The organism is Aliivibrio sp. A6 (assembly GCF_028765505.1).
Lineage (GTDB): Bacteria > Pseudomonadota > Gammaproteobacteria > Enterobacterales > Vibrionaceae > Aliivibrio > Aliivibrio finisterrensis_A.
In genome coordinates this window covers 40,567-65,388 of record NZ_JARACR010000008.1, presented here as the reverse complement: position 1 = coordinate 65,388, position 24,822 = coordinate 40,567, and the positions used below count along the sequence as shown (strand labels likewise).

Below are 24,822 nucleotides of genomic sequence, written 5' to 3'. Positions count from 1 at the left end.
CTTATGTTAGGTGCAGATGCGCTAAATTTGGTTTTAATGGTTGCTGAGTCAGGAATGATTGACTCATCCATTACCGAAATATTATCAAGACCACAGTTTTTGACTGCAGCAAAGTCTAATCCTAATATTAAGCCTACGATTAAAAATCACATTTTGAAATGGCGTGGTAAGGTTAAGCACAAAATGACAAAAGTGTGTGAGACCGAGCGAATTCAAGAGGAGCTAGCTCTGTATCAAGAGGTGATTCATTGGAGTGAGAGTGAATTCTATTGTCAGGTAGATGATATTATGTCTAAGCTGCAGTGGCATTCCTCATTTTATATCGAAGCAAAAGAGCTTATTAACAATAATAAAAGCTTAATGAACCCAATGTTTCCACGCTTTTTTTGTGAGCGATGGTATCAGAGTTTGTCTGATTCAATTAAACAGGCTCAATTGAGCGAACTTAAAGAAGACAAAGAAAAACTGTTGGCGGATTTGTATCAGCGGATTGAAACGTTAAAAGCAATGGAATCGGTAACAGAGGAAGGTGATGATGCCCATATTGGTAAACTGTGGGATATGGCTTCAGCAAAATTAACCAAGTCCAATGTCGATATCATGAAGTTGCATGCGCGCTTCCTTAAAAAGAATAAAGGCTTGCAAGAAATAGCGTCAAAACTAGGTCGTATGGCGAATGAAGCACAAAATCATGATCGCTCTCAAGCTACTGCTGAAGAAGTTAAGGTGGTGGAAGAGAAAAGTGATTTTGTTACTGATGATATTGTTGGTATTCAAGAAGGAGATGATCTTAGTCGATTACTGCCTAATGAAACCTTATTTCTGTCACACCCTGAGCTAGAAGTGATTTTCTATCAGCATTTGGTTGATAAGCGTCTGATGAATTATCGTATGGAAGGGGCTGATAGGAAGTTACGTAAAGTTACGGCTCATTCAAGAGCATCAAATGATGCATTAGTTGAAAAAGGGCCTTTCGTTGTGTGTGTTGATGCTTCAGGCTCAATGAGTGGGTTTCCTGAGCAATGTGCTAAGGCTCTTGCTTATGGCTTGATGCAAATAGCATTAGCGGAAGAGCGAGATTGTTATGTGATTTTATTCTCAACCCAACAAATCACGTATGAATTAAGCAAGCAAGATGGCTTGAGAGAAGTTGCCGATTTTTTATCGTACAAATTCCATGGTGGAACAGATTTAGAGCCTGTATTAGAACAATCCATTGGATTGATGCATGGTGATAAATATAAAAACGCAGATTTAGTGGTTTTGTCTGATTTTATTGCACCGACGCAATCAGAGAATATTGCAGCAATGGTAGAGGACTTAAAACAGCATCAGAATCGATTTCATGCCGTTTGTTTATCAAAATACGGTAATCCAGCATTAATGGCGATGTTCGACCATACTTGGTCTTATCATCCATCAATGCTAGGTCGTTTAACGCAAATTCGTTAAGACTAGACGTTATTCACCATCTTTAACAAAACGAACTTTGCTAAAACCTAATTTAGTAAAGTAGCTATGGCGAAAATCTTTTACCGCACCCGGGTTGTTTGATGCCATCTCAACTTGCTTTAACATGGTATCAAATTGAGAGATATCGATGCCTTCTGCTGCTGCTGCTGCTTCAAATGGGCCATGAAACTCACGAAATGAAAAAGGGATCTCTTTAGTTTCAGATTTGTATGTGTATCGAACGGTACGAGCCATTATTATTCCTCGAAAATGGATGACATATTGCCATCCATAATCATCAATTATTTTTTGAAGATTTCAGCAAGTTCACGTTTCATGATTGGATCGCGACGTGCTTTTTTGATTTGTTTAACAAGATCTTTCACGCAGTTGTGAAGCACTTGGTCAAGCAGCTGAGAGCGGTATTCTGCTTTTGCGTCATCGTCCATGTTTTCAGGAAGTTCGATAGTTTCAAACTCAGCCATGAAATCATAACCCGCATAACTTTGGCTTAGAGAGACTAAAGCATGGAACTGTTCAAAGTTATCTAGCACTTTTTGTGCACTAGCAGGCATTTCATCCCAAGATTCACGAACCGCAATTTCAGCAACTTCATGAACAGAAACAAGCATGTGCCACATTTCTTCAGGAACGTTTTCAAACTCAATCACTTTTTTAAGTTCAGGAGAGATAGTTTCTAAATCGATAGCTTCTTTTTTTGTGTTTTCAACTTCAGACATGTGAGTTTCTCGTCATATAAAAGAGAAATGGTAACCAGACCACAAGAAATGTCAATTCTATTCATATCATGAGATGAAATTAGCCTTCAATTCGTTCTATTTAGAAGCAAATATGAGGAATTAATATCACAAAAATGAAGATTTAGATAAAGAATGCGCTAAATAGGTCGATACAGTTGATAGGAATTATAATAACTCGGATTAATCATGCTAAGAATTATATCGTTATGCACTTCATTGTTATTGGTAGGTTGTGTTCAACATGGAGGCAATTTATTAGATACAGCACCAAAAACAAAAAGTGACACACCATACCCAACGTTTGAAGACCCTTATACAGAAACAACAGAGCAGGAAAATACGACGGATGCTACTCGTGCGTTAACCGGCCCAAATGGTGAATTAAAAGACGATGACATGAGAAAAGTGTCTGAACAATTAACTGATTTAGGTGTTGTTTATCATGAGGTGAGTGGTGATCAGCTGGTTATTTCAATTCAAGAAAAAGTACACTTTTCTAGTGCAAAAGCTGAATTGACGCCGCTAGCAACTAATTTATTAGATAAGCTAATTTCAGTTATGTCAACAAAGCCTGAATTAGCATTGGTTTTAGATGGACATACTGATGTCACTGGTAATCCAATCAAAAATCAAAATCTGTCAGAAATGCGTTCAAACGAAGTTCGTCGTTATTTATTAACTAATAAATTAAATGCATCTCAGCTCTATTCTCGTGGTTTCGGTGAATATCTTCCATTATGTGATAACGAAACGATGCTTGGGCGTAAATGTAATCGACGTGTCGAAATTACTATTCTGAAGATTCATTGGTAGAAGATATAAGAACAGAACTCAAACTGGGTAGTGACTCACTATCCAGTTTGCATTTAGGTTATTGAGTTGCAATTACTGGCTTTTGGTAAGCCTTAGTTCCCCATAGAGGCACAGTAGACAAGCTGTGTTTGAAACTACCTTCTGTCTCTTTCGTCGTGTAAGACAAGTAGAGTAGAGTTTGATTTTCAGCATCGTAGATACGTCTAACTTTCATCGACTTGAAGAAAATACTTTTAGATTGCTTAAATACTACCTCACCTGATTTACTTCTATCGATTTGAGCGATCATCTCGGGGGTAATTTCGCCTGTTTGACGACATGAAATCGAGCTATCACTTGGGTCAGATAGGCTCAAATTCGCTTCAACTGAGGCAATGTGACAGGTTACACCTGGAATTTTCTCATCATCAAGGTTTGAGATTTTGATGTCTTTTAGTGTAAATAGACCGAGTGAAACGTCTCCAACCTCGTTGTCTGAACAACCAGCCAGCAATCCTGCGATACTTAAAGCGATCAGTAATTTTTTCATAAAGTTATTCTCTAAAGGGGCGATACAGTAACTATAACATTAAATATAATTTTTTAGTGCAGCGCTTCTCTTAAATAGTTTTTCATTTGAATATAGAGAAGAACGTTATTGAGTGTTTCATTCGCTAAAATGTATTAGTATCTGTTTAACAGAATTTAAGTGTGGATTGTATTGTGAAAAAACAAATCATTGCCGTTTTAATGATGGCTGCTTTAATGGGTGGGTGCAGCTCTGCTGCACAACAGCAAATATGTGTTCCTGACTTTTGTAATATTTGGGGGCAGTAGTTTTATCTTTGCTGTTTTATTGTTGGATTCAACGTATCTATTTATTGAATATAAGCCTATAATCAACAGGTTCAAGACATTGTTAGGATTTTTAAAATGAAAGTATGTGGCGTAGAGCTTAAAGGTAATGAAGCAATCATCTGTTTAGTAAATAAATCAGATGGCATGATTGACCTACCAGACTGTCGTGTTGCTAAATTTGATATTACTGAGCCATCTAAAACGGAATCAATCCGTGATTTTCAGTTTAAATTTAAAAAATTAATGCAAGATTACCAAATTGAAACGGTTGTTATTAAAGAGCGTTTAATGAAGGGTAAATTTGCAGGTGGTGCTGTAGGCTTTAAATTAGAAGCTGCTATTCAACTGATTGATGAGATTGAAGTTGAAGTACTAACTGCCGCAGACCAAAAAGCAAGCCTTAAACGTGCGCCTGAAATGCTGCGTGTAAAAGAGATTGGCCTTAAAGGTTACCAACAAGAAGCATATGAAGCTGCTTACGCTTTCTTAAACTTCTAAAATTTAATGATATAAAGGATGGGTGACCATCCTTTTTTGTAGGTGCTATGACTATTAATTCTGAAACATTTTTTCAACAAAAACAGGCTTGGTTATCGAACCAAGTTAATGTTGACTTTCCAACTCCTGAAAGTGTGAAAGGCCGAGATGTTTATTTAAAGCAACCTGCGAAAGCGGCAGAAGAATACACATTATCATCGGAAACACTACCTGAAACCATCTCGGTTCTATTGGTGACAGAGCATAGATTAACGATTCGCTGGGCAATAACCGTTGCCAGTCAATGGGATGCTGAATATGACGAAGTATTGGAGTTTTTAACTCAAATCGACCTATGCGATGATTATCAATTGTTTGTTGCGCTTGATGGTATGAAACCTGTAGCTGCTTGTTTATCTCAAGTTATTGACGGAATAATGTACGTTTCTGATATTGCATTAACCAGTGATGCCATTAATGAACATGCTTTTTTAAACACTGTGATGGCTCAGCAGTCTATTCAATTTGAAAGCACGCTTAAGTCTTGCATTAAAAATTAACTTGGTGTTTGTTTATTGAGCGATAAGTTTATGCGTCATTATTCTTCATTGTTATTTAGTTTAGTTTTTGTCTTTTTCTCATTGAATGCAGCGACAAAACCACTTGTAACAGAAAAACCGATTAATATCCTAGTATTACATTCATATAGCCCTTCATATGAATGGACTCAAAATATTGAAGATGGGATAAAAAATACGGCCAAAAATAGTGATAAACCCATTCGTCTTTCTATTGAGTATATGGATTCTAAGCGAATTAAAGGAAGGGCTTATCAAACTCAATATGCAGATTACTTAAGTGCTAAGTACACTCGAGATTATTTTGATGCTGTTATTGTTTCTGATGATAATGGGCTGAATTTTCTTGTTAAAAATGGTGAGTATTTATTCCCAGAAATACCTGTTGTTGCCGTTGGTATAAATGACCTTAGTGTTGATTTAGGTTCATTAGCCGATCGAACGACTGTTTATTATGAAAAAGATCATATCCTTGAAAACCTTGAGTTGGCTCAATCTCTTTTCCCGCAAACCAAAACTATCTATTTACTGAGTGATAATAGCCTAACCTCACAACTTATTCGTAAAAGCTTTTTAGATGAAGCAGAACATTTCCCTGATTTTACTATTAAGATTATTGATGATAAACCACTAATGGAGGCGGCATCTTATCTATCACAATTGTCGTCTGATTCTGTTGTATTTTTAACTCACTATAATACAGAGCTTCAACAGGGGAAATATTATGATTATGCTTCTGTTGCATCTCAACTATCCAAAAAAAGTACCGCGCCTATTTTCGTATTTTGGGAACATTATATTGGCTATGGGGTGCTTGGGGGATATGTTAACCGTTCATATTCATTGGGTGTACAGTCAATTTTATCGCTAAGCCATAAACTGAAATTTTCAATAGTTAAAAATGTAATCAATTTTCCAACGGCTTGGGAAGGGTTTGTATTTGATCATCGGGTTGTGGATGTATTTGATTTAGATATCGATGATCTTCCTTATGCATCCAGTGTTGTTAATAAGCCGTCGTCGTATCTTTATGAAAATAGAAATATAATTACAGTCACCTTTCTTTTAATTTCAATGATGTTAGGGATTATCATTACTCAGTTTATTGCTATACGTCGTAAAAAAGAGCTGAATGAGAATAAGTCTCATATTTTAGCTCTACAAAATAAGACATTACGAGTTCAAAGAGCAATGATTGAAGTACTTGGAGAGGCGATTGAAACACGATCAGGAGAAACGGGAAACCATGTACGTCGGGTGGCAAAAATGTCGTTATTGCTTGGTAAAATATACGGACTACCTAAAAGCGAATATGAACTAATTGAAGTTATTAGCCCAATGCATGATGTTGGAAAAATAGGGATCCCTGAAGCCATTTTGGATAAGCCAGGTAGATTAACTCAAGAAGAGAGAGTCATTATTGAGACGCATACAGAGCTAGGATATAAACTATTAAGCTCTGGTGATGGAGAAATAATGCAGTCTGCAGCAAGGATTGCTTTAGAGCACCATGAACGGTGGGATGGGAAAGGTTACCCGAATCAATTAGCGGCGCATGATATACATATTTTTGCTCGAATTACTGCTATTACAGATGTGTTTGATGCCTTAATGAGTAAGCGTTGTTATAAAGAAGCGTGGCCTTTAGAACAGGTGATTGAATTATTTAGTCGAGAATGTGGTAAGCAGTTTGATCCCGAGTTGTGCACTTTATTTTTAAAGAATATAGATAAATTTGTAAGTATTCGTCAGCAGTACCCTGATTGATATTTGAAATAAAAGAATAAAAAAGCCCGATAGTTCGATGAACTATCGGGCTTTTTGCTATTGATATGATTTTTACCCAATAAAGCTAATGTAAGTTTGCAATATGATTAGGTTAACAATATCAATAAAGAAAGCGCCTACAATAGGTACAACCATAAATGCTTGTGGTGATGGACCAAAACGAGAAACTAATGACCCCATATTCATTACAGCTGTAGGCGTTGCTCCAAGACCAAAGCCACAGTGCCCGCCAGCTATTACCGCTGCATCATAGTTGGAGCCCATTGCTCGGAACGTAACAAAATATGAGAACAAAGCTAATACAACTGTTTGAACCGATAAAATAATTAATAATGGAATGGCTAAATCAAAAATATTCCACAATTTTAAACTCATTAATGCCATCGCAAGAAAGAGGGCAAGGGAGACTGTGCCTAAAATATCAACGGTTTCAGTATCAATTTTATGGATCTTAGTGACTTCAGTAATATTAGTGATAAATACACCGATAAATAACGCATAAACAAAATCAGGAATTTTTAGCCAAGATATTTCAAATGTGGCAATAAAATCACCAAGATGGCCAGCACCAACAACACAAAGTAAAAGTACAAATAGGGTTTCAATTACTTTTTTTGCGGTAACTTTTTCTTCTTCACGCTCATTGTACGTTACCACTTCAGGGAAACGAGTATGGGTGTCTATACCTGTACCGTATTCTGATTCAAGGTTATGCTTGTGGATCAATTTTTGTGCAATTAGGCTACCAATAAGCCCACCCATAATTAAACCAAACGTAGCTGAAGCCATTGCAAGCTCAAGTGTATTTAGGTTATAGCTTTCAGCAAACGTATTAGACCAAGCTGCACCCGTTCCATGTCCTCCAGATAGTGTAATAGAACCTGCAATCAACCCCATTAGAGGGTCAAGTCCCATTAAGCTAGCTAGGCTAACACCAATACCGTTTTGGATAATGATGTAAATGGAAGCAACAGCAAGAAATAAGAAGACCTTTGTACCTCCTTTAATTAGCTGTTTATAGTTAGCCGCAAGACCAACAGTACTAAAGAACATAAGCATGAATGTACTTTGCAAAGGTAGCGAGAATTGTAGGTTTATCCCTTGAAAATGAAGGATAGTAATCACAACCGCTACAATTAACCCACCCACAATAGGTTCTGGGATATTGTATTTTTTAAATAGAGCAACTTTTGAATTGATGATATGTCCTAAAAAAAGGACAGCTATAGCAATCAAAAATGATTCAAGTGCGCCAATAGATAGAGTGTTTGACATAGTACTCCTAAGTTGAAATATCATTTATAGTTTCATTCAAGTTAGTGTATTTCGAAATAAAATGAAGAATACATGTATTTTAATGCATTTTTAAGAATGATATTGTCTGATTTCAGGGACTGATAGTAGCACTTTTATCAGCAAGATAGGGTTGCGGTAGAGTAAAAGATGAAAATACACTGTTATGATTAAAGATTAAGTTGGGTGGTTTTTCTTGTTATTCGTCATAAAACAACACAATACTCCCTCCTCGTAACGCACTTCCAACATTAAATGTGAAGCCAATTCCAACGTTATCAACAAGTGAAATCCATTTTCTAGTATCGATTAACCATGCAATATTGAACTCATGGTAAAAGTCAGTCCCAAGCGGTTTATTTACATCTCCGCCTAAATCAACACGTTTGGCTTTGAGATAAAGTACCTGAGCGAAACGATTCCAATGAGCCATGTTATAGCGTAATTCTATACTATTGATAAAACGCCAAACTTCAGGGTTTACCTCAGAGCTGTAATCTGAAGAACCCCCAAATCCTTGACCATAGGCATAATGGTAGCTGTTGTTAAAACGCCACTCCCCCCAAGGTTCTTCTTTTTTATATTCAAAGGAAATTTTTGGTTCAATAATAAATGCATTCGTTGAGACGTTAAAATAAACACCATTAAGATGAGGCGCTAAGGCTTGGCTATAGGCCGTATTGTACTCGTGAGTATTACGATAATGCATTAAGTGTAGTGCATTGCCGAAGGATATGGTCCAATTCTCTTGAAATACATAATTTTGGGCATATTCAGCATACAGACCGAAGATTTCGTCTAAATCAGAATCAGGTTGTGATTTATCTTGAAACTTAACATCAATGTCTGTGTTGACATAAGATGCTCGAAGCGTAATGTCATGGCTCCACCGGGATTCTGGATCATCCGTTAGTTCAAAAGTGTAGGGTAGCGAGTAAACTGTCATTTTACTGCGTAAATCTACTGAGTCCGCACTACCGATATTTTCATTATCAGTTTCTAAATAATTATTAGGATTAAAGTCAGCAATGCCAAAGGTGATCATGTTGCTATCGGATAAAACGAGAGAAGTAGCAAAAGCCTCTTCAAATTGACGAACAGGAGTAATGTTACGAGCAACAGCTTTATCCATTACTGTACTAAGTAATAAAATAACAAGAAAATAGGTTGGTCGGCGTTGCATTGTTTATCCTTTGAAGAGAGTCCCTAATAATGTAGTAGAAGTAATAATGAAAATCTATATTAAATCAGCTTGTTATCTCAACTTTTCCCAAAAAAAATACGGTTGTGAGGTGTATTGAAAAACAGAATCGCGTTAGATAGCTATTTATTCTTATAATATGAAAACACAAAAAGAATAATGTCAGATTGTGTTTTCATATGAAGATTACTTATGACTATTCACTAATGAATCCGCCTGTTTGGTGGTTCCATAGTTGAGCATAAATGCCACCTAATGCAACGAGCTCTTGATGAGTACCTTGCTCAACAACGCGACCTTGGTCCATCACTAATAGTCGGTCCATCGCTGCAATAGTTGATAAGCGATGAGCAATAGCAATAACCGTTTTTCCTTCCATAAGCTCATCTAAGCTATCTTGAATTGCCGCTTCTACTTCGGAATCGAGTGCAGATGTCGCTTCATCTAAGATCAATAGCGGCGCATCTTTCAGTAGTACTCGTGATATAGCTATACGCTGACGTTGGCCCCCTGAAAGTTTAACTCCTCGCTCACCAACTTGAGCATCGTAGCCTTTACTGCCATAGGAGTCGGTTAAGGTTTCGATAAATTCATGAGCTTGAGCCTGTTTAGTCGCAGCAAATAATTCGTCATCACTGGCATCAGGTCTGCCATATTTGATGTTATCTCTAATAGAACGGTGTAATAAAGAGGTATCTTGGCTTACCATACCTATTTGGCTGCGTAATGAGTCTTGTGTTACGTCTCTTAGATCGTGACCATCAATAGTAATAGCCCCTGACTCTATATCGTGAAAACGAAGTAATAGATTGACCAATGTTGATTTTCCGGCACCAGAACGGCCAACTAAACCAATTTTTTCTCCCGGTTTTATTTCAAGATTCAAGTCATTAATTACGCCTTTATTTTCACCATAGTGGAAATTTACTTTATCAAACTTAATAGAACCTTGGGTTACTTTTAGCTCTGAAGCTCCAGGCTTATCATTAATAGTGATTGGCTTTGATAATGTATTCATTCCATCAGTTACTGTGCCTAGATTCTCAAATAATGAGCTGATTTCCCACATGATCCAATGTGACATGCCATTAATTCGTAATGCTAAACTAATCGCGATAGCAATAGCACCAACCGACAATACATTGTCAATCCATAGCATGATAGAAACAGCTGCAATTGAAAAAACAAGAAGGTAGTTGATGATTTCTACTGAAATGTTAATCCCAGTAGCCAAACGCATTTGTTTATGCACGGTACTAAGGAATTCTTTCATTCCTTCTTCTGCGTATTCAGTTTCACGTTTACTGTGACTAAATAATTTTACTGTGTTGATGTTAGTATAGCTATCAACAATACGGCCTGTCATTGTCGAGCGGGCATCGGCTTGTTTTTCTGAAATCGCTTTTAATTTTGGAACAAAGTAAAACTGGATAGCAACATAGGCTGCTAGCCAGATCAGCATTGGCGCCATTAAACGCCAATCTGCTTGACCAACCATAACGATCATTGAGGTGAAATAAACAGAGATATATACCAATACATCAAGTAATTTCATTACCGTTTCACGAACCGACAGAGAGGTTTGCATTACCTTTGTCGCAATACGCCCTGCAAAATCATCAGAATAAAATGAAACACTCTGCTTTAGAAGATATCTATGAGCCTGCCAACGAATAGCCATTGGGTAATTTCCCAATAGCGTTTGGTGAGTAATAAGAGAGTGAATAAGGATTAAAATAGGGACCCCAACCACTACAAGTAGGCCTAGCCACATTAAAGTATGGCCCTCTTGAGCTAAAAATGTATCTCTATCATGCGTCGATAGCCAATCAACTAATTGTCCCATGAAACCAAAAAGAGAGACCTCAATAACCGCAATAATGGCACTTAGAGAAGACATTGCAATAAGAGGGAGCTCATAGCCTTTGGTGTAATGACGGCAAAATGCATACAGTCCTTTTGGTGGTTGCTCAGGGTCTTGTTTTGGAAACGCGGTGGTAAGCCGTTCAAAAAAGTTAAACATACATGAAGCCTTTAATTATTGATTTTGTTTAAGAGTAATATCAATGTGTGTTGTAAGAAAAATTTCCATTTCTACATATCATTAACATAACTCAAAACGTAATTTTATGTAATTGATTTTATGAAATAATCAATAAGTTCTTTAAAATAATTAGCAGACTGAGACGCGCTAGAGGTATCATTAACAAATCTTACTAATTATGAGCAATGTTATGAAAAAAATACCAACTAATATTATTACTGGCTTTCTTGGGGTCGGAAAAACCACCACGATATTACAATTGCTAAAAAATAAACCTGAAAATGAATCTTGGGCTGTTTTAGTCAATGAATTTGGTGAAGTTGGTATTGATGGTGCATTCTTAACGGAAAGTGGCGCAATGGTAAAAGAGGTCCCTGGGGGTTGTATGTGTTGCACCGCAGGGTTACCGATGTCGGTCGGGATAAATGCGCTTTTAAGACAAAAACCAGACCGTTTGATAATTGAACCAACAGGCTTAGGCCACCCTAAAAAAATACTGGCTATTTTGCAGTCAGAAAACTACAAGAATTATATTGACTTAAAAGCAACCATCGGCCTTGTTGATCCTAGAAACCTATCTGATGAGAAGTATACGAGTAATCAAAACTTTAATGATCAATTAAATATCTCAGATATCGTTGTTGCGACTAAAATGGATATGGCATCAGACTATGATGAATGTTTATTTCATTCTTGGGTTAAATCGTTACTACATCAACCAAAATCAACCGCTATTGACCGTGGAGAATTACCTTTACACTGGTTAGAGGAAGATCGAACCACTGACTTAATCATTGAAGAGCACCATCACCATCATGCAGAGCAAGAAATAGTGGAGATGGTATTAGAACCGGGTCAAAAATTTTGTCGTAAAGAAAATAAAGGGCAGGGTTATGTTAGCTGTGGTTGGTTCTTTGGGGCTGAATCAGTATTTGATTTTGATGAGTTATTTTCAATGCTCTCAGCGCTGACTGCTGAGCGTGTTAAAGCGGTGATGAACACGAACAAAGGCTTTTATGCATTCAATGTTGCTAATGGCGTTGTTTCTGTTAACTTACTTAGCATTGATGGCATGGAATCAAAATTAGAAGTGATTGATACTCAGTTGTTACCTTGGGATCAGTTAGAGGGTGTGTTATTAAGTTTACTTATTGAAGAGTAATAGGTTCAGTAATAACAATAAAAAAAGAGAGGTTAACTTATTGGTTAGCCTCTCTTTTTATGTATATATTTAAAAAGAATTAACGTTTGTTTTTCAAGTAACGCTTACGGCGCTCTTCTTTTTTCTTAATTTGTTGTTCAACTTTAAGCGCTGCTGCAATTTCAACGGCTTCAAGTTCAGCAGGGATCATGTCGGGAAGCTCTAGAGTTAATTGACCTAATGTGCCAGAACGTAGCTCATGAAGTAGAATTTCAGACGCTTTATAGATGTTAATTCGTCCGCCAGCTTGTAAACAACCGCGACTACGACCAATTGCTTCCATCAATTCTACATCGTTATTTGGTAATTCATCTAAGTTATAACGCTCTTTCAAACGCTCTGGGTACTGTTTTGCTAAATACTCAACAGTATAAAAGGCAACTTCATCGTATTCCATTGCTGTATCTTTAACGGCACCTGTGGCAGCAAGACGGAAACCACTGTGTGGGTTTTCAACTTTAGGCCATAAAATTCCAGGAGTGTCAGAGAGAACAACGCCATTTTGTAAATTAATACGTTGTTGGCGACGAGTTACCGCTGGTTGGTTACCGGTTACTGCAATCATACGTCCGGCTAAGGTATTAATGATGGTTGATTTACCCACATTTGGAATACCCATAATCATGGTTCGAACGTTTTTTCCCATCGCTTCACGGTGCGGGACCAACTTACGGCATCTTTCCATAATTTTATGGATTTCATCTGGATTACTGGTTGTCACTGCCATTGCTGTAACACCTTGCTCTTTCTCAAGATGCTCAATCCAAAGTTGAGTCACTTCAGGATCAGCTAAATCACGCTTGTTCAAAACTTTAATACAAGGCTTATCTTGGCGTAGAGAGGCAATCATTGGATTCTCACTACTGAAAGGGATACGAGCATCAAGTACTTCAATGATCACATCAATTTTAGGGATCACCTCAGCGATCTCTTTTTGAGCTTTATGCATGTGACCAGGGAACCATTGGATGGACATAGCGTGAATCCTTTAAAAAATCAAAAACGCTATTTTAGCGACAAAGTGAAAAGAGTAAAGGGAAGTTACGCTGCTTGGTGTTTTTGTTGATGTAACGGTAAAGGTTTACCTATTAAAAAACCTTGAAAATATTCAACACCTAATGCTTTCATTTTTTCATATTGTAATGGTGTTTCTATGCCTTCAATAACGACTTTTGCATTTTCTTTTTTTGCTAAAGCGATCGCAGATAATAATGGTTGGGTTAACCCTTTATCGTATTGCAGAAGTAATTTACGGTCTATTTTAATGATATGAGGGTTTAAACTGGATACTCTTTTTTTACTTGATGCTTCACAACCAAAGTCATCAATAGCCACATTAAACCCATGTTCTTTAATACCCTGAATAGCGGTAGCTAGTCCCTCTTCATCATGATAGTGGAATTCAAGCAACTCTAGTGTCACTTGTTGTGGGGTTAAACCTAGCTGTTTTATTCGAACCTCAAGTAAAGATATATTGATATTTTTAAGCTTATGCTGATGAAAATGGATGGCCGACTCTGGTAATACATTAAGAAAGAGTTGGCAATCGTCAGATGCAAAGGTTGAAAAGTTTCGGATATGGATAATCCGGCTAAGTCTTTCAATATTCAATATGTCTTCTAATGAATGAGTTTTACTTTTGAAAAAAAGATCGGGGCGTATTGACGTCATCTTGTGATCAAAAATACGAAGTAGTGCCTCATACCCAATCACTTTATTTTGAATATCTACAATGGGTTGAAATACACTTTGTAATATGAAATTGTCATATTTTGAGTAGTATGAGCCACTTTTACTATCAATAAATAAGTATGGTTCAAATTCATTTGGTGTGGCTAAAATCATGCTCGACTCCCTTCAATAGCATTTGATATTGATAACTGAATCAATAAATCTAATCAAATAAATTAGTATTAATTATCGAGTTAAATCACATAATAAGGCAAAAAGAAATGGTAGGGAGTAGCAACTCAAACTAATGTAACTAAATCTAATAATGAGTAAACCTTCACTCTAATTTGGGGAGGGAATAATGCCTTTTTTCTATTTTAGGTATTTATAATTTAGAGAATTCCATTTTAATTTCAGATGATTTCTCTAGATTAGTGAACAAAAAATGAGATATAGGTAGCACCAATAAAATTTCGACATAACATTCTCATAAATGTTACATATTATAATCTAATATTAACTGGTTTTGACATTGATGTGACGTTTAGGTGGTTTGTTTACTCTAAAGTAGATCATTGATTTATGAAGTTGTGACAGTTTAAAATTTGATTGGTGTATTAATAAGAATGTTTATTTCTCATTTAAAAAATAGTTTTAGTACTAAGCTATTTAGTTTGTTTATTGGCTTGTTTTTATCTATCGGCGCTCACTCTGCTGATCTGACTATTGCTATTACGGCTGATAGTGCGATTTATGAAAACAATGAAATCGTATCCTATCAAGTTACTGTCACCAATGTATCTTCAGTTACCATTGATGATATTTCAGTATCTTCCGAGTTTATGTCTGCAATGTCAGGTTCTGAACTCGCTTTTCAATCAACGGAAATATCAGGTTCTGCTACTTGGTTCTCTAATAAAGGGGATTTTAGTACGTCAGGTGACCTTATGGTTAGCAATGCGAAATTACAACAGGGTGGTGTGCTAACTTATACTGTTTTAGCAAGAGTTTCAGATACCGCTATTACTGATATTCCTATTCAAGCAAATGTAACTTCCCCATTAGAAAGTATTGATTCAAATACACAAATTATCACGCCAGCACCTTATGAATATACATTGACTCTTTCTGTCGATAAAAGCCAATACGAATTAAACGATCTGTTAACTTATACACTAAAGGCTGAAAATACAGGCAGTTATAAAGTTCAGCACCTAGCCATTAATCAATTGTTTTCCTCTTTATCGGTTGAATCTATTGATGGCAATTCTGTTTCTCCATTTTCATCGGTTTCTATTACAGCAAAAAAAAGTGGATCAGGCAGTGATACGGGTACTTTTGCTTCACAAGGAGATCTTGTAGTTAGTGATGCTACTCTTGATGTTAGTGGCAGCATAACCTACACAATCAAAGCGGCTGTTATTGGTACTTTGGTCGGTGACATTGTCACTTCTGCTGACTCAGTAACCAAAGAGGGGAATCTAAGTAGTAACCAACTCACAACGCCACCAATTATTGGTGAGTTGACCATTACAAATCATGAATTTGAAAATACAACGCCTTATTTGGTTAATGGTGAAATGAAAGTTCATCTTAGTGTTGAGAATACCGGTGGTGGTATTGTTCATAATTATCATGTCCAACATAACATTTCAGACTTGCTGTCTACTTTAGGTAATGATTTAGATGCAATTAAGCTTGATCAGACTGATGTACAAGGTAATCCATATAACTCATGGATATCTAAAGTAAATACGATTGGTAGCAACTCTGTATCGGCTCTTAATGACAGTGGTGAACTAACAGATACAGCATTTGATGATGTGGTTTCTGTCTATCCTGGTGAGACAATTGATTATTTAATTTCAGCCACAATCACCCCTGTAACTATCGGTGAAATTAAGAACTTAACCGCAAAAGTCTTAAAATCTGATGGGTCTTTAGCTAACTCGGTGAGCCAAATTACGGCTCCGATTAATGCTGAAAAAGTGCTACAAACAGCCGATCCAGAAATTAAAATCACCAAATCGACATCACAAAGTCAGTATACCCCTGGTGGCGAGGTGGTTTATGACATTACGGTTGAAAATACGTCAAGTAAGTATTTTGCTAATAATTTGATTGTCGTTGATAAACTGTCATGTATTAAAACAGAGCAAGCGGGTGGTGCTGGCTCGGCAAGTGCTTTTAAATCATGGAAGTTAGAAGTTACTGATGGCAGTGATAATCAAGGAACAGATGCGGGTAAATTTACAGCGTCAGGAACGGGTGATGTTGTTGTTTCACCCGATGTAGCTCCCGGTAAAAAGGTCATCTATAAACTGACAGCTACGGTTAATGATACTAGCATTGGGATTATCATTGATAATGATCCGAGCTGTGCCGATGATGTAACAGAAGATGGGACAGGGGTTGAAATGCCTGATGACAGTTTATCGGTAACAAAAGATGTCGATTCTTATTATTATTCATCAGGTCAACTGCTTACTTATACTATACAAGTAACAAATAACGGCGATGGCTTTGCCGATCAAGTCTCTGTTGTTGATGATTTAGCGGCAATCATGGTGACTGATATTCATGGTAACTCTGTTCCCGCTTATTCTTATTGGTCCGTTACAGCAAGCGCGGAGCATATTGATGGAACTCCTGCAAATTCAACAGATACAGGGCTCTCTGGATCTATTGTTTATCCCGATATTTTAGATGTAAAAGCGACAATTGAACCAAAAACTACAATAACTTACACCATAAGTGCAAGAACAATTGCAACAGCAAATAGTACAATAACAAATGAGGTGATTGTTGATGGTAAAGCAATCGCAGATAGAGGCTCGGTACCAAGAGATTTCGCTGTGACGATAAATAAAGCCGTAAAAATTGATGGAGCGGCGACGTTTAGTGGAGAGCAAACCTCATACTCAAAACCGGCAACAACAGTGACGTATCAACTCGTATTAAAAAATGACAAATCAAATGGCTATGCTACTAATGTTGACGTGATAGATCCGATCTCTACTATCCAAGCGGATATATTAGAACCTGATAATACTCAAATTCCAGTATTTACTACTTGGACAATTGCAACGGAGAAAGAAGTAATTGATGCTTCTGGTTTGTCATCACAAGAAGAAGCAGAGCTTTTGGCTGCTACTGATGTAGGTATCGTCGAAAATAATAAAGACTTAAATACAACAGCACAAATTCCGCCGAATGTTCGCATTATTTATACGATTACAGCACAGATTGACCGTACTGATGATAATAAAATTGTTTGGGGAAAGTTTAATAATATTGCCACAGTTTCTACACCAGACAATGGAAAGTCGAATAGTGATAATGCATGGGTTCATCCTAAAGATCCGGATGTATTGGTAACTAAAACAACGCCTAATGATGCGTTTAAAGTTGGAGAAACTGTCGAGTTCAATATTTATGTCTTCAATAAAGGAGCAGGGTATGCCAATGACGTAGATGTCAGTGATGATATTATTGGTATGGATGTATTTGAACCAGGCTGGACAATTCAAGCAGCAACAGAAGGGCACACTAAAAGTGGTAGTTATGCTGATGTAAAATCTACATGGTCAGACGGTGGAAATATTCAGTCCAAAGTTGATATTGATCCAAAAGAATCATCTGGTGATTATAATGGTATGGGTTATGTTGTTTATAAAGTTATTGGTACGGTTAAATCCGATTATGTGAAAGATGAAATATCAAATACGGTAGAAATCCATGATCCTGCTACAGGTACGGATCATTCATCAACGGCAGAAATAGGTAACGGGACCGTAACAGAAAAACTTAATATATCGATCTTAAAAACCTCAGATAAAGTGAAAGTGGTCCCTGGTGAAGACATTACCTATAGCATATCGTTATTGAACAACAGTACGACGATTACTGCAAAAAGACTTACAGTTGCTGATCTTATGTCTCAAATAAAATCTGTACTAGCAAACGATAAAGACGATCATTTTGAAAATGACGTAGACCAGTCTCCCTTTGACTATTGGCAAATAAAACTTGATGGTGAGGCTTCTTTTGGCCCTCAAAATACGGATGATTTTATTTATCCAGCAGTAGGATCATCTGATGTATTAGAGCTTGCGCCACAAGAAGTGAAAACCTTCCAAATTAAAGCTAGAGTTAAAGACAATTACGTTGGTACGGTGATGTCTGGTTCACTAACTAATTTGTTGCCTAATGATGCTTATGTTTATCGTGATTTTGGGGAGGTAACAGAACAATCTCATATTTCACATCACGAAAATGAAATTACTTGGAATGGTGCTGATACCATTAGACAGGTGTTGGTTAATGGTTCTCCTAATCAGTATTACAGCCCTGGTGATGAATTAACTTATACCATCAAAGTGCTTTCTAAAACGGGTTACTTAAATAACCATAAAGTATCTGAGGATATTTTAGGTTTGAACGTTCTACTTATGGATGGTACTTCAGAAAACCCATTCACAAACGTATTCTCTGTTGATGTAATTAAAGATGATGCTAATGGTGGTCGTGGTACTACGGATGGTACCCTCGACGGAACGGTTGAAAATAATAAAAATATTAATACCACAATAGATGTAGCCGGTGGTGACTATGTCTTATATACAGTAAAAGGCATTGTTCGAGATGATGCAGTAGGTGATATAGATATTGGTGGTATAACGATTCGACCAAATGAGTTTCATTTAACCTTCTCTAAAGAAGTTGATGAGATTAACTATAAACCGGGTGAAACGTTAACTTACCATTTGCTTATTACTAATGACGGAAAAGGTAATGCTTACGATATTCCTGTGCTTGATGAAATATCCAAAGTTCAGGTTGAGCTTGTCGATGGTAATTTAGGCCCTGCATTTATGCCAGGTTGGACAATAAACCCAGTAGTAACTGGCGGGTCGTCTGGAGGTAATGCTCAGGTTGGTACGGTGACTAATGGAAAAGACATTAATACAAGAGCGTCAATCCCAGCAGGAGCGACTATTGATTATGTGGTGACGACAACCATAAACCCAGAAGCGGTTGGGGATATTATTAACATACTATCGGTTAATGGTGACCGCGTGAGCGCCATATCTAAGCCAGATGCTCAAAAATTTGATTATTCAAAAACCATTTTAGCTTACTACGATACTGATGGTGTTACTAAGTTGAGTTCTGGTTTAGCAGGTTATAAGCCGGATGGATTTGTTGAATATCAAATTGAAATTATTAATGATAATGAAGTGCATTTGAATGATATCGCAATTATCGACAGAATTCGCTCAATAGTAACTGACTGCTATAACATTAATACTGGCAGTACTTATACGTGCCCTGCTTTTGATAGCTGGGAGATAACAACGGAAACAGATAGAAGCCCAATATCTAACCCAGGGACCGTTAAAGATAACGAGAATATTGATACAACTTTTGATCTAGCTGCGAAAAGCTCAGCTCCATTAGGCTCGTTTGTTAGATATAAAATAAAGGCTCATATTGTAGAGAGTGCGGTTGGGGAATTCAAAAATGAAGCGCTTATTGCTGGCAGATATAGTGTGAGTTCTGATCGTTCCGTTATGCTACCTTCGGTTATTAAAAAAATTCATAACGCCTATTCAGATAGCGCATTAACTTCAGTTAAAACGAATTATAACCACCAAGTTGATGATCAGAAAGTCTACTATCACTTACGTTTAGAGAATAACGGTGATGGTACAGAGTATGGGAAATCGTTGGTTGAAAAGTTCTCAGAATTAAAAGTGAAATTAGCACAAACGGCTGTAGGGCAAGGAGATAATCAGAAAGATAGCGTATATCAGCCCAATGGCTGGAAAGTAACAGCAACCACCTCAGGTGAGTCAATGACGTCAATTGGTTCGTTTGTTGGTGGTGATAATGCGGATATTGATTTGGATTATGTTTCTATCGCACCTAATGGATGGATCGACTTCGTAATGGAATCACAAATCCGTGACGATAGCTTAGATGCCATTCAAATTACGCCTTTATATAATGGCAGTGGTTTTTCAAAATCACATATTAATTCAGACCCTAGTGGACTAGAAGTTACTAAAAAGATCATATCAATTGCAGGCAATTCTTATAGTAGCGGTGACACTTATAAGCCGGGTGATAGTGTAGAATATCAATTTGTTGTAAAAAACATTCAACCTGTTTGGCGTGATAATACGATCATTCAAGATTTACTTTCTGAATTAAAAGTAGAAGTTATTGGTGGGGCGATAGAGCCTGCATTAATCAACACCAATATTACGGATGTAGTAACAACAGGTTTGGATGCTGATATTGATACAAAGCCTTTAGATTACGATCCTAAAGATGATCTTGATATTAAAGCGTCAGATGGTTTAGATATTGCTCCAATGGAAGATATTACTTTTACCATTACAGGGAATATTCGAGAGGATGCCGTAGGAATTGTTGATGCCAATACGGCAATAGGTGGTAATAATACAGTTACAACAGATCCTATTCCACCAGTAGCACCTTTATTAGTATTTGAAAAAACAGTAATTAATACAACATCAGACAGTAATACGTGTTCATTTCCGTCAACGACTGGCAGTGGTTGTCAATACAACCCAAGCGGACAAGTGACTTATGAAGTCATGGTGCGAAATGACGGTGAAGGTACTGCTAATGATATCGTAATAAAAGATCTAATTAGTGCTTTAAAAACCTCTGATGGTATTGATGCATTTACATCAAGTAATGTGCACCTTATTGAGCAGCCAGATCCTTCTCGATTTTCTATTTCAGGGCAGTATGACGGTTCATCGGACTTAAATGCAACGTTTGATTTGATGTCTGGGGACAGCTTGAAGTTTGAGATATCAGGAACGGTGTCAAATAATGCAACAGGGTCAATAGTAAATACCGCTCAGATAGATGGTGTCAATTCTAATGATGTAACATTGGCAGCGGGCACGGCTAAGATAGTTGCCATGAAAGCCTCTGATATCAGCACTTACTCACCAGGGCAACCAATTAAATACACGATTCGAATCTTAAATAAATCAGACACTAACACTGAAGTTACAGTTGTTGATCCTATCTCAACATTTATGGTGAAAGCTGCAGATGGTTCCATGCAACCGGCTTTGGAGTCATGGTTGATTACGTCACGTGTAGTATCTGATGGTGACTATGATTCATCACCAAGCTATACGGATATCAGTACGTTACCTACAAGTGGTGATATTAATTCTGTTATAAAAATGGCAGCTAAAAATCCTGATTCAACCATGACAGAAGTGGAGATCGTTATTGATGGCATGATCAGAAAAGATGCGATTGGCCAGTTTACAAATACGGTAACTGTCAACGGGGCAAAGTATCAAGTTGATGTAGGCTATATTGTTCCAGAAAAGGGTGAGCTATCCGTAACAAAAACTGCATCTAAAACTCCGGCTACTTATGTTCCAGGGGAGACCATTGGGTTTGATGTTCAAGTTGAGAATACTGGTGGTGGCTATGTAACTAATGTCAATATTAGTGATCTAAGTAAATCAATAAAAACTGATTTTGCAGGCCAAGCCAGAGAAGGGCGCGCATTTGAACAGTGGGACATTACTGATGTATCAGTTATTGGAGTTGAACCGTCATTATCACAAATGGTAGCTGGCAGTGAAGTCACAGGGACTGATGGCTATGAAGTTAATTACAATATCGCACCATCACATATCATTAATCTGCATCTAGAAGGAAACGTAAATGATGATGCAATGGGTGATATTACTAATATTGTTAATGTTACAGATGCTGAAAACAAAATAAAAAGAGCAGAGGTTACTTATACACCGGAAAATGCATCATTAACGGTAACGAAAGTAGTAGATAAACCAATCTATGAAGCTGGTGATACATTAACGTATACCATTAAAGTGACAAATACGACCGCAGCATGGGCCAAAGATGTTCAGATTAGTGATTTTGTATCTACAATTGAAAGCCCAACAATCGATGGAAATACATTAACTGCATTTGATCCCGCTTCTATTAGTATTTCTGGAAGTTCATTAACCGGGCATACGGTTATCCCAACGATTACTTCCGGTGACATTAATGGAATGATTGAGATAGCGCCAAACGATGAGTTGGAAATTACCATCAGCGGTAAGTTATTACCAACGATTCATGGCGAAGTTAAAAATACAGTTACCGTTGAACTTGATGGTGTTACTCAAACCGCAGAAGCGATTAGCCTTCCTATTATTCCAGTCGTTACTTTACTAAAAGAAGCGCCGGTTGAGACCTATGTTCCAGGTGAAACATCAGATTTTGTTATTACCGTAACCAATGGCACCAATGGCTTTGCCGACGACATTAAATTAGACGACATCATTTCAGCTTTAACTGTAGAAACGATAGATGGCATACAAGAGCAAGCATTCAGCCATTGGGTTTTAGATGTTGAAGCGAATGATTCTGATACCGTTATAACACGAACTAGTTCGACGATTAATGAAGATATTCAGGTCAATATTGATCTCGCTCCGCTTGATACCGTGACATTTATAGTTAGCGGAGAGGTGAATGTCAAAGCCTCTGGTGTTATAAAAAATACCGCCACGATGAAATTTAATGGCATAACAGCAACGGATGATGCCGAATTAAAACCTGCAGCGCAAAATGTCTCTTTTATTAAAACAGTAAAAGATGGGACTCAAGAGGCAAGATACATTGCAGGAGAAGAAGCAGAATTTCATATTACTTTAGTAAATAATGCAGCTAGCTTTGCTCAAAATATACAGATCACCGACATCATTAGTGATCTACAAGTAACGACAATCTTAGGTGCAACTGAAGATGCGTTTAGTTCATGGAATATTAATTACGACATACAAAATGATAAATACAGTACAACAACGATAGACCCATTGCCTATTGGTAATGATCTTAATGTTTCTGTTAATTTAGCCCCAAATGCCACTGTAGACTTTATTGTAAAAGGTATTGTTAATTCGAATGCTTTAGGTGATATCAGTAATACAGCGACGATGGATGATGGAACATCTGTGATAGATTCAACTGCGATTTTAAAACCTGAAGGCGTTGTTTTGATGGTGAAGAAAATAGCAGATAAAGCAGAATACACAAACGATGACGACGAAATCATCTTTACACTAGGTGTTACGAATCGAGGCTCAGCAGATGTATCAGGTGTACGCTTACTTGATGAAATTTCCAAACTTCAAGGGGCTAATGGTAATCCTCTGTTTACAGAGTGGACGTCAAAGATCATAGAATTCCCAGGTGGAACGATAATAGATACCCAAAATTCGATTGATCTTAACTCAACACAGACTCTAAAAGCTTATGAAGGTAATGCTTTTGAAATTATCGTTGTCGGTAAAATAGGTAAAGGACTTGATGATGATATTACCAACACTTTTACGGTGACTACTCCAAGTGGAATAACAGCAGAAGACAGCGTCACAATACACGTTAAGAAATTTGCAGATAATGAAGGTGAACTCCTAGTAACTAAAAGAGCACTTAAAGACAGCGCTCAAGTTGGTGATGTTATTGAGTATGAAGTGATTATTGAAAATTACAATGAAGCCGAATTTAAAGGCGTTAAACTAGAAGATAGATACCCATCAGGTTTCCAATATCTTGAAGGTTCGACTGAAATTACTAACAGTGGTCCAGATGGCGAATTTGATACATTTGATGATGTATTTACCAACCAAGACCCAAGCATCACCAGCGTTTTAACATTCAATATTGGCGATATGTTGGCGTATGGTTCAAGCGGTTCAACAATCCAAGAAAAAGTTCGTGTTCGGTACTTATTGCGTGTAACGGTAGGAGCCACATTTGGCAGTTATGTGAATACAGCCTATGCCATGACACCGGCAGAAGGGATGACAAGTGGACCATTAGAAATTAAGTCAAACATGAGTAGCGCAACGGTTGAAATAACCCCTGATAAGCTATTTGATACCGCTTCAATTATCGGGAAAGTGTTTGAAGATCATAATGGTGATGGCTACCAAGCCGAAGCCACTGCCTTTGATATTACGATCACTGCTGATATTCCGTCATCCGTTTATGTCGTTAATTCAACGACTTTAGAAATTCAAGGCCAAGAAGAGGCGCTTACTGAAAAAGAAGTTGCACCAATAAATAAAAGTATTGTTATTGATCATTTATTTGGACTTTCTAGAAACAGAACCTTACCAGAGGGTAATAAAGCGGTACTGCAATTTGCAACCACCACACGAGATAAGTTTGATTTTACGGTAACGACAGAAGATGGCACTTACATATTGTTCAAAAAAGATGATTCAGTGATCACAAGCCATACCGATGAACGACAAGAGGGTCTAACCGGAGAAAATCTGAACATCACTCGAAATCTCTATAAAGATGGATCTCATTATTTATGGGAAATTATCATAGAGAATATGGGGTTATATGAAGATGGTATTCCAGGCGTTAGGCTACTTACGGTTGAAGGTATTATTATTGAAACGGATCAATATGGTCGCTATCACGTGCCAGATCAGTGGGTATTGGATAAAAAAGGCAAACAATTCCTTGTAAAGGTTGATAGTGATTCATTGCCAACAGGCATGACCGTTATCAGTGAAAACCCAAAGGTGTTACGTATAACACCGCATGCACTGACAAAATTTAATTTCAGTATTCAAAGCAAAGATGAAAAATAACTCAATATAAAA

15 protein-coding genes are annotated in these 24,822 nt (G+C 37.2%); 7 read left to right on the top strand and 8 right to left on the bottom strand.

The features are described 5' to 3' along the window. Positions 1-3: 3 nt before the first annotated feature. Positions 4-1,452, top strand: a complete 1,449-nt coding sequence (viaA, locus tag PVK70_RS06985) for an ATPase RavA stimulator ViaA (protein ID WP_130048120.1) — start codon at positions 4-6, stop codon at positions 1,450-1,452. A 9-nt stretch (positions 1,453-1,461) separates the two neighbouring features. Here the strand turns inward: viaA and PVK70_RS06980 are convergent, their stop codons facing one another. Together PVK70_RS06980 and PVK70_RS06975 are read right to left on the bottom strand one after the other, a co-directional pair. Further along, positions 1,462-1,707: a DUF2960 domain-containing protein gene (locus tag PVK70_RS06980; protein WP_130045856.1), complete on the bottom strand. Its 246-nt coding sequence runs from the start codon at positions 1,705-1,707 to the stop codon at positions 1,462-1,464. Positions 1,708-1,754: 47 nt separating this feature from the next. Further along, positions 1,755-2,192, bottom strand: a complete 438-nt coding sequence (locus PVK70_RS06975) for a DUF3069 domain-containing protein (protein WP_130048119.1) — start codon at positions 2,190-2,192, stop codon at positions 1,755-1,757. A 207-nt stretch (positions 2,193-2,399) separates the two neighbouring features. On the opposite strand from PVK70_RS06975, the gene PVK70_RS06970 reads away from it, so the two are divergent. Beyond that, a complete protein-coding gene (locus PVK70_RS06970) occupies positions 2,400-3,026 on the top strand; it encodes an OmpA family protein (protein WP_130048118.1) in 627 nt (208 codons plus the stop codon). A 58-nt stretch (positions 3,027-3,084) separates the two neighbouring features. Here PVK70_RS06970 and PVK70_RS06965 read toward each other — a convergent pair whose 3' ends face one another. After that, positions 3,085-3,555 carry a CreA family protein gene (locus tag PVK70_RS06965; protein ID WP_130048117.1) on the bottom strand — a complete coding sequence of 157 codons (471 nt, stop codon included), beginning with the start codon at positions 3,553-3,555 and terminating at the stop codon, positions 3,085-3,087. A 383-nt stretch (positions 3,556-3,938) separates the two neighbouring features. Between PVK70_RS06965 and PVK70_RS06960 the strand changes: the two genes are divergently transcribed. The 3 genes from PVK70_RS06960 to PVK70_RS06950 are packed head-to-tail and all read left to right on the top strand — an operon-like array spanning position 3,939 to position 6,685. After that, the gene (locus PVK70_RS06960; RefSeq protein ID WP_130045860.1) at positions 3,939-4,361 is read left to right on the top strand and encodes a DUF3010 family protein; all 423 of its coding nucleotides are present in this window, start codon (positions 3,939-3,941) and stop codon (positions 4,359-4,361) included. Positions 4,362-4,408: 47 nt separating this feature from the next. After that, positions 4,409-4,900 (top strand): hypothetical protein, encoded by a 492-nt coding sequence (locus PVK70_RS06955; RefSeq protein WP_165367160.1) that lies wholly within the window; start codon positions 4,409-4,411, stop codon positions 4,898-4,900. Between the two features lie 15 nt (positions 4,901-4,915). Then, the gene (locus PVK70_RS06950; protein ID WP_274441299.1) at positions 4,916-6,685 is read left to right on the top strand and encodes an HD domain-containing phosphohydrolase; all 1,770 of its coding nucleotides are present in this window, start codon (positions 4,916-4,918) and stop codon (positions 6,683-6,685) included. Positions 6,686-6,757: 72 nt separating this feature from the next. Here PVK70_RS06950 and gltS read toward each other — a convergent pair whose 3' ends face one another. The 3 genes from gltS to PVK70_RS06935 all read right to left on the bottom strand — a co-directional run bounded on the left by gltS (position 6,758) and on the right by PVK70_RS06935 (position 11,223). After that, on the bottom strand, positions 6,758-7,981 hold the full coding sequence (gltS, locus tag PVK70_RS06945; RefSeq protein ID WP_130048115.1) for a sodium/glutamate symporter: 1,224 nt from the start codon (positions 7,979-7,981) through the stop codon (positions 6,758-6,760). Positions 7,982-8,198: 217 nt separating this feature from the next. After that, positions 8,199-9,182 (bottom strand): Solitary outer membrane autotransporter beta-barrel domain, encoded by a 984-nt coding sequence (locus PVK70_RS06940; protein ID WP_130048114.1) that lies wholly within the window; start codon positions 9,180-9,182, stop codon positions 8,199-8,201. 214 nt (positions 9,183-9,396) lie between these two features. Continuing rightward, entirely contained in the window at positions 9,397-11,223 is a 1,827-nt protein-coding gene (locus tag PVK70_RS06935) for an ABC transporter ATP-binding protein (protein ID WP_130048113.1), read from the bottom strand. Between the two features lie 211 nt (positions 11,224-11,434). Between PVK70_RS06935 and PVK70_RS06930 the strand changes: the two genes are divergently transcribed. Then, the gene (locus PVK70_RS06930) at positions 11,435-12,406 is read left to right on the top strand and encodes a CobW family GTP-binding protein (protein WP_130048112.1); all 972 of its coding nucleotides are present in this window, start codon (positions 11,435-11,437) and stop codon (positions 12,404-12,406) included. Positions 12,407-12,485: 79 nt separating this feature from the next. On the opposite strand, the gene ylqF is transcribed toward PVK70_RS06930, so the two are convergent. Together ylqF and PVK70_RS06920 are read right to left on the bottom strand one after the other, a co-directional pair. Next, positions 12,486-13,421: a ribosome biogenesis GTPase YlqF gene (gene ylqF, locus PVK70_RS06925; RefSeq protein WP_130045866.1), complete on the bottom strand. Its 936-nt coding sequence runs from the start codon at positions 13,419-13,421 to the stop codon at positions 12,486-12,488. Positions 13,422-13,486: 65 nt separating this feature from the next. Continuing rightward, positions 13,487-14,290, bottom strand: coding sequence for an EAL domain-containing protein (locus PVK70_RS06920; protein ID WP_130048111.1), 804 nt, complete (start codon positions 14,288-14,290; stop codon positions 13,487-13,489). A gap of 452 nt (positions 14,291-14,742) precedes the next feature. Between PVK70_RS06920 and PVK70_RS06915 the strand changes: the two genes are divergently transcribed. Next, positions 14,743-24,810: a DUF11 domain-containing protein gene (locus tag PVK70_RS06915; RefSeq protein ID WP_130048110.1), complete on the top strand. Its 10,068-nt coding sequence runs from the start codon at positions 14,743-14,745 to the stop codon at positions 24,808-24,810. Positions 24,811-24,822: the final 12 nt, after the last annotated feature.